A 7,060-nucleotide genomic window follows, 5' to 3' on the forward strand; every position below is an offset into this window, starting at 1 on the left:
GGCGCCAAGGTCGAGGACATCGCCATCGAGCTCGGCATCGCCAAGGGTTCGATCTTCCAGCACTTCGGGTCGAAGTCCGGCCTGTTCCTGCAGGCGTACAAACGTGCGGTGCTGACGCTCCCCGCCTGGCTCGACGCTCCCGAGGACGTGCGGGCCCAAGGATTCTTCGCCACGGTGCGCTTCTGGCTCGAGCGCACCGAGCACCTGATCAAGGAGGACTGGATCCCGAACCGCGTGGTGCTGATCGGCAACTACGGCACCGACCTCACGCTGAAGCGCGAGATCAACCGCTGGCTCGTGAGCGAGGACCCGTACGGCACCCTCGAGTTCGTCGAGTGGGGGCAGGAACGGGGCGAGGTGCGGGCCGACGTCGACCTGGAGATCATCGTGTCGATGGTCGACTGGCTCTCGAACTCGCTGCAGGACGCCCTCGTCACCGAGGAACTCGACCCTGGCTTGTTCCACCGGCTCGCGGGCCAGCCCGAGCGCCAGCGCATGCGCGTCGAGCATTTCACGGTGCTACTCGAAAGTGCGATCGGTGATCGGCGCGGCGACTCAGCGCCGGCGTAGCGCATCCGCGGCGTCGTCGACCGAGACCTGCCTACGCCGGTAGTTGCGCAGCGAATCGGTCGCACGCGGGCAGACGAACACCAGCACCGTCCGCTAGGAGGCCACCGGCGTGTTCATCGTGCAGAGGGTTGCCGCGATCGCCGAGGCGGTGCTGGGCAGCTAAGCGTCCCCCGTACGGCAGGCGATGCACCGCTGGCGTGGGGGCGGCCGGCTTGGTCCCGGCGAAGTAGCGCCACCGGTGCGCCGGGGCTTGCTGTCCGATCGCGTGCCGCCCATCACCTTGCCGTACACGCGGACAAACCCTAGCCACGGGGTCTGACACAAGGAAATGCGGATGTGAACATTGGGACGATGGGCTAGCAGCGGATGCCTAAGCTGACCACGGTGGAGCTCAAGATCGATCGATTCGCGGCCGGCGACTATTCCTTCTGGTCACGCATGTTCGTGCCGATCTCCGGGACGCTTGTAGAGGAGGCCCGGGTCTCAGCTGGTAGCCGTGTGCTCGACGTGGCCTCAGGCGACGGGAACACAGCGCTCGCCGCCGCCGAGCGTGGCGCGTACGTAACAGCCCTTGATCTGTCGCGCTCGCAGATCGAACTGGGACGCAGCCGCGCTCTGGCGCGAGCTCAATCCGTCTCCTGGGTGGAAGGGCGTGGGGAGCGCCTGCCCTTCGCGGATGAGAGTTTCGACTTCGCTCTCGATTCGCTTGGCGACGTGCTCAATAGCACCTGGGGCGATGCCGCTGTGGCAGAGATGTTCCGGGTGGTGCGACCTGGAGGCATCGTCGGCATCATCGACTGGACAAACGAGGACTTCTGGGGCGGGCTGGAAGAGCTTTCTTCGGATATCGCTTCTGGAACGGCTGGAGAGCCCTACCTACCCCCTTGGGGTCAAGAAGATCATGTCCGAGCCGCGTTGCAGCCACGGGCACACGACATGGACATACGTCGCCATGCGATACATCCCCGGTTCGACTCGGTGGATCACTTCTGCAACGAACTCTTGGAAAAGGACGCCTATGTGCTGGACTTCAAGGGAAAGCTGTCGCTTGAGCAGTGGCAGGATTTCTGTGACGAGCTGCCTCGGCTTGCAGCCGCGTGGAACACTTCTGACGACGGCAGCCTAGTCTTCAAGCTGACCTACCTTCAGACGGTCGCACGCAAGCGCGTCCCGCGAGAACGCAGCCACGCCTAGGACCAGAACTCGTCCGATGCGTGGTCGTCGCTGGTCCGCATCAGCGCCGCATGTCCTATCGAGAAGATGTCACGCCGTGGACGACACCGGACGCCGTGTGGTCGATGCCTGGGCGAACCCGCAGCGCGTGAACTGCTCGATGCGATCACCCGCAGCGACTCCGATCGCGCAGTGCTGATCGGCAGGCTTCTTCGCCCGAGCCGACGGCGAGTGGCTGGCCGAGCTGCTGATGGACCTTGAGGGCGAGGAGGGTGAGCGGGCAAGGCTACAGCTGGCTGATGCTCTGCGACGGGTGCTGGACTCAGCCGAACGCGAAAGTCGTCAGCGGGGGCGAGATGGCCAGTACAACATCGCCCCGCCGATGAAGATGGCGACCGCTCCACCGGCCGACAGGAACAGTCTGGCTGCCGAACCCAGTTCGATGTCGGATACAGCCGGGATCACCCAGCGAAGTCCCAACAGGATCAGTCCGATGGCTAGCACGACTCTGCCAGGCACCCTCGGGTCCTTCATCCGTTCAGCCTACGTGGGCGTCCACACCACCGAGTAGCCTCCGATCATGGCGATGCTCTCGGGTTGGTTCATGGCCCCCTCCGCCGATCGCTACTGCCCTCGCTGGCCCCACGCCCTGGCCTCGAGTTCTCGAACGAGCTGGGGCTGGCCGGTGGCGACGATCACCGATTCAGGGCGCAGGCGGCCCGTGCGGCGCTGGTACTCGTAGCAGGCCATGCATAACCTCCGGGCACGCGCGACGCGCTGGCACGGCGGGTTCTCGCACTTCACCGGCTCGCTCGGTGGACGGCCCACACCGGCAGTGTAAGAAATCACCTCCGTGGCGGCGGCCGATCCCCGTTCAGCGATGCTTCGGCGTCCGCTACGGTCACGATCCGCCGCCGGTAGTTCTGCAGAGCGAACCGATCGCACGCGGTCTCCCCTACCCGGCGCCCGCCCTTCCTAGTGGTACCCCAGACGTGCATCCACTCGTGGCAATACAAGAATCGCACCACCTCGCGCGGCGTGCGGAACGTGACCCCCTCGGTGAGCCATATGAAGCGCAGCCGTGGGCCGGGCCGGCGCTTGGCCGCGTACGGCACGACCTCCCCGAACGGGAAGAACGGCTCCGGCACCTGCAGCGTGATCGTGCGCTCGTCGAAGTCCGTCCAGGCAGATAGGTGCGGACGTTCTCGGTAGCGCAGGGGCTTGACCTGCACGGCGTAGCCGTCTGCGTCCGGCAGTCCGCGCAGGGCCCGCCGCACGGCATCGGGGGGCAAGGGTTCGAACGTCGAGGTGATGTGCACCCCTCTAGCATGGCCGGACGATGAGCGAACCGGCCCGCGAGGAGCGTTCCCACCGCGACGGCGTGCGCGCGGTCGCCCCACTGGCGATCGCGGTGGTGGGGTTCGGCATCTCGTTCGGAGTGCTGGCGAAGACCGCCGGCATGGGGAGCCTCGCGCCGATCGTGATGTCGATGACGACGTTCGCCGGATCGGCGCAGTTCGCCGCGGCTTCGATCCTCGATGTCGGGGGGACGGTCGTCTCGGCGATCACCGCTGCAGTGCTGCTGAACGCGCGATACGGCCCGATCGGCGTCAGCGTGGCTCCCTACCTCACCGGCAGCTGGTGGTCGCGCTTCCTGCACGCCCAGCTGACGGTCGACGAGTCGTGGGCCATCGCCGCCGAGGGCGACGGTCGCTTCAACCCACGGGTGCTGCTCGGCGCCGGCGTGACCCTGTACACGGCGTGGGTGATCGGCACAGTGCTCGGCGTCGCGTTCGGCGACGTGATCGGCGATCCGTCACGGTGGGGCCTCGACGCCGCGTTCCCCGCGCTGTTCCTCGCCCTGCTCGTGCCGCAGCTGCGCGATCGGCGGTCGATCGAGGCGGCCGTGCTCGGCGCGGCGATCGCACTCGCGCTCACCCCGTTCACGCCAGCGGGGGTGCCGATCATCGCCGCCAGCGCCGCGTGCTTGCTGGGCCTCGGCCGTGCAACTGCCGCCGACGAGCCCGAGGAGGCGTCGCCGTGAGCGCCACTTGGACGGTCGTGATCGCCGTCGGCGCCGTCACGGTCGTGATCAAGGCGCTCGGGCCGATGCTGCTGGGTGGGAAGCAGCTCCCCAGGCGGGTCACCGATGTCGTCGCCCTGCTGGCCCCGGCCCTGTTGGCCGCCCTCGTGGCGGTCAACACCTTCGGCGGAGACCAGGAGCTGGTCGTCGACGCGCGGGTGCCCGGCGTGCTCGCGGGGGCGGTGGCGATCAAGCTGAAGGCGCCGGTGTTGGTCGTGGTCATCGTCGCGGCGCTCGTGACCGCGACCGTGCGAGCCGCGACCGGGTAGGCTCCGCCACCGATGACCCGCTACCGAGACCTCGGCCTCACGGTCGGCCTGCTGCCGCCGGGCCCGCTCAACGCGATCACCGACGTCGACGGCGTCACGGTCGGGATGACCACGCTGATCGAAGGCGAGGGCGCGCTGCTCGTGGGTGAGGGTCCGGTGCGCACCGGGGTCACCGTGATCGTGCCGCACCCAGGCATCGGCGCCGAACCCGTGTTCGCCGGCTGCCACCGACTCAACGGCAACGGCGAGCTCACCGGCTTGGAGTGGATCCGAGAGTCGGGTCAGCTCACGACACCGATCGCGCTCACGAACACCCACAGCGTGGGGGTCGTGCGCGACGCCCTGGTGGCGGCCGAGCTGCGTGGCCGCGCGGACCTCACCGCGTATTGGAGCCTTCCCGTCGTCGGCGAGACCTACGACGGGGCCCTCAACGACATCAACGGCATGCACGTGCGTCCAGAGCATCTGTTCGCCGCCCTCGACTCGGCGGCCTCCGGGCAGGTGCCCGAGGGGGGCGTTGGTGGCGGCACGGGCATGGTCTGCCACGAGTTCAAGGGCGGCACGGGCACCGCCTCGCGCAGGGTCGGCGACCGGACCGTCGGAGCCCTCGTGCAGGCGAACTACGGCCGCCGGGAACGGCTCACGGTCGACGGGGTGCCCGTCGGCCGTGAGATCTCGCTCTCCGCGGTGCCCTCGCCGTGGGAACGGGAGGAGGACCTGCGGCGCCCGATCGAGCCCGGCGCGGGGTCGATCATCGTGATCCTCGCCACCGACGCGCCGATGCTTCCACACCAGTTGCAGCGGCTCGCCCAGCGGGCCGGGCTGGGCATCGCGCGGGCGGGCGGCGCCGGCGAGCATTCCAGCGGCGATATCTTCCTCGCGTTCTCGACAGCGAACCGGGGGGCGTTGCAGAGTTACAAGACCGACGGCGAGACCGCGCCGATCGAGGTCTCGATGATCCCCAACGGCTCGATCAGCGAGCTCTTCTGGGCGGCGATCGAGGCGACCGAGGAAGCGATCCTCAACGCGCTCGTCGCCGCCGAGACGATGCAGGGGCGCGACGGCATCACGGCCCACCGCCTCGACCACGGCGTGCTGGTCGACATCATGTCGCGCTACGGCCGAGGACCGGGGGCCCGCTGAGGAACGCTCAGCAGACCTGCTGCAGGTCGGTCACCTCGCGACCCCTGATGCGCACGAGGGTCGAGCGGCCGTTGTTCCCTTCGTCGGACTCGTCGAGCCGGTCGGTGGGATCTGCCTCGTTGCGCAGACAGTAGCGGCCGTCGGCAAGGCCGCGGATGTCGAGCTCCTGGCCGGGCAGGGTCGAACCGTAGTAGTCGGCCCAGCCGATCGACAGGCCGGTGATCGAGTTCTGTGTGCAGTTGCCGTAGTGGACGAACCCCGGCGAACCAGGCAGGCCCCCGTCGAACCTGATGCTGTCGCGGACGCAGAACGACACCTTCTCCGAGCTGGCCACGACATCTTCGGTCTTCGGCTTCACGAGCCGGTAGCGCGCGAACTCCTCGAAGTGCCAGTGGTCGTGGGCGAGGTGGAAGACCGAACACCCCGCGAACCGCTTCGACAGCACGGTGTCGGTCCCGCGCGTGAACACGCCGTCGCCGTCGGTGTCGCCGAAGATGCGCTGGAACGCCTTCCGGTCGTTCAGCGGGTCGCCGTCACCGTCGCAATCGTTCTCCGCCGATCTGCCGACCGCATCGGGCTTCAGCTCGACGACGCCGGCGCCCTGGTTGCCGATGATCGACGCGAACCGCAGCAGCTTCACCCCTGTCGCCTTCTGGATGCGGATCTCGGAGAGTGGTCGCACGACCACGTCGGGAAGGAGCGCGGGATCCCCACCCCCCGCTGCGGCCGGGGTCGGCGCCGCCGCGACCATCACCACGAGTCCGGCCAACGCGAGCGAGGCTGACACGAGCATCGCCGAGACGGCGCCCCGGGAGGAAGGCACGATCGACATGTCGGGGCGGCGGGATTCGAACCCGCGACCTCTTGCTCCCAAAGCAAGTGCGCTACCAGGCTGCGCTACGCCCCGCTGTTTCTGCAGGTCAGTCGGTATATCGTGCTAGCATGTGCGGTGGCACACCGCTCTCTCCCCACATAACTGGAACGGAGGCGAAGGCACGTGGACACCAGCACGGCGACCAGTCTAGGTGACATCGGCGTCCTCACCCAGAGCTGGATGCGAGCCTGCAGGGCAGAGAACCTGTCCCCCTCGACGATCGCGGTCTACGGCAGCGCAGTCGAACGCTTCACCGAGTTCCTGATCGAGCGGGGCATGCCGACCGACGTGACCTCGATCACGCGGGAGCACGTCGAGGCGTTCATGGAGCACCTGCTCGAGACCCGAGCGCCCGCGACCGCCTCGAACCGGTACCGCGCCCTCAAGAGGTTCTTCGGGTTCCTGGTCGAAGAGGGCGAGCTCACCTCGAACCCGATGGAGCGGATGCACCCACCGAAGGTGCCCGAGTCTCCCCCGCCTGTGCTCACCGAGGATCAGCTCCGCGCCCTGCTGAAGGCGTGCAGCGGGAAGACGTTCGATGACCGCCGCGACATGGCATTGCTCCGATGCTTCATCGACACGGGAGGCCGCCGTGCCGAGATCCTAGGTCTTCGATGGTCGGAGAACTCCGAGGAATCCGACGTCGACCTCGACCAGGGCCTGCTCTACGTGATCGGCAAGGGACGCCGACCGCGGGCGCTACCGATCGGCGCCAAGACCGTCCGGGCCCTCGACTCCTACATCCGCGCACGGCGAGCCCACTCCTACTCCGACGCCCCCGATCTCTGGCTTGGCCTTCGCGGGCCACTCGGCAAGACCGCCCCCCGAGACATCCTGAAGCGCCGTGCTCGTGAGGCCGGCCTCGACCTGCACATCCACCCGCACATGTTCCGCCACGCCTTCGCGCATCGGTGGCTCGCCGACGGCGGGAACGAGTCGGACCTGATG

9 protein-coding genes and 1 tRNA gene are annotated in these 7,060 nt (G+C 68.1%); 6 read left to right on the plus strand and 4 right to left on the minus strand.

The annotated features are described in order from the left end of the window. A partial coding sequence (locus VFI59_05575) for a TetR/AcrR family transcriptional regulator (protein HET6713164.1) occupies window positions 1-570 on the plus strand: 570 nt, incomplete at its 5' end. A 384-nt stretch (window positions 571-954) separates the two neighbouring features. Continuing rightward, entirely contained in the window at window positions 955-1,764 is an 810-nt protein-coding gene (locus VFI59_05580; GenBank protein ID HET6713165.1) for a methyltransferase domain-containing protein, read from the plus strand. Between the two features lie 603 nt (window positions 1,765-2,367). Here the strand turns inward: VFI59_05580 and VFI59_05585 are convergent. Then, window positions 2,368-2,493, minus strand: coding sequence for a hypothetical protein (locus tag VFI59_05585; protein HET6713166.1), 126 nt, complete (start codon window positions 2,491-2,493; stop codon window positions 2,368-2,370). A gap of 95 nt (window positions 2,494-2,588) precedes the next feature. Continuing rightward, complete coding sequence (locus tag VFI59_05590; GenBank protein HET6713167.1) at window positions 2,589-3,062, minus strand: hypothetical protein; 474 nt, start codon at window positions 3,060-3,062, stop codon at window positions 2,589-2,591. A gap of 20 nt (window positions 3,063-3,082) precedes the next feature. Between VFI59_05590 and VFI59_05595 the strand changes: the two genes are divergently transcribed. The 3 genes from VFI59_05595 to VFI59_05605 are packed head-to-tail and all read left to right on the plus strand — an operon-like array spanning window position 3,083 to window position 5,238. Then, on the plus strand, window positions 3,083-3,787 hold the full coding sequence (locus tag VFI59_05595; protein ID HET6713168.1) for an AzlC family ABC transporter permease: 705 nt from the start codon (window positions 3,083-3,085) through the stop codon (window positions 3,785-3,787). Beyond that, window positions 3,784-4,095, plus strand: a complete 312-nt coding sequence (locus VFI59_05600; GenBank protein HET6713169.1) for an AzlD domain-containing protein — start codon at window positions 3,784-3,786, stop codon at window positions 4,093-4,095. Before VFI59_05595 ends, VFI59_05600 begins: the two co-directional genes overlap by 4 nt. Before the next feature lie 12 nt (window positions 4,096-4,107). Then, complete coding sequence (locus VFI59_05605; GenBank protein ID HET6713170.1) at window positions 4,108-5,238, plus strand: P1 family peptidase; 1,131 nt, start codon at window positions 4,108-4,110, stop codon at window positions 5,236-5,238. Between the two features lie 7 nt (window positions 5,239-5,245). Here the strand turns inward: VFI59_05605 and VFI59_05610 are convergent, their stop codons facing one another. Both VFI59_05610 and VFI59_05615 read right to left on the minus strand, forming a co-directional pair. Beyond that, window positions 5,246-6,070, minus strand: coding sequence for a lysyl oxidase family protein (locus VFI59_05610; GenBank protein ID HET6713171.1), 825 nt, complete (start codon window positions 6,068-6,070; stop codon window positions 5,246-5,248). A 1-nt stretch (window position 6,071) separates the two neighbouring features. Continuing rightward, window positions 6,072-6,145: transfer RNA gene (locus VFI59_05615), tRNA-Pro, on the minus strand. A gap of 90 nt (window positions 6,146-6,235) precedes the next feature. On the opposite strand from VFI59_05615, the gene VFI59_05620 reads away from it, so the two are divergent. Continuing rightward, a partial coding sequence (locus VFI59_05620) for a tyrosine-type recombinase/integrase (GenBank protein HET6713172.1) occupies window positions 6,236-7,060 on the plus strand: 825 nt, incomplete at its 3' end.

This window comes from Actinomycetota bacterium (assembly GCA_035697485.1).
Taxonomy (GTDB): domain Bacteria; phylum Actinomycetota; class UBA4738; order UBA4738; family HRBIN12; genus JAOUEA01.

Excerpts from the sequence above, each read along its gene's own strand:
- VFI59_05585 (HET6713166.1), bottom strand. The coding sequence starts at position 2,493 with ATGGCCTGCTACGAGTACCAGCGCCGCACGGGCCGCCTGCGCCCTGAA.
- VFI59_05595 (HET6713168.1), top strand. The coding sequence starts at position 3,083 with ATGAGCGAACCGGCCCGCGAGGAGCGTTCCCACCGCGACGGCGTGCGC.
- VFI59_05605 (HET6713170.1), top strand. The coding sequence starts at position 4,108 with ATGACCCGCTACCGAGACCTCGGCCTCACGGTCGGCCTGCTGCCGCCG.
- VFI59_05610 (HET6713171.1), bottom strand. The coding sequence starts at position 6,070 with ATGTCGATCGTGCCTTCCTCCCGGGGCGCCGTCTCGGCGATGCTCGTG.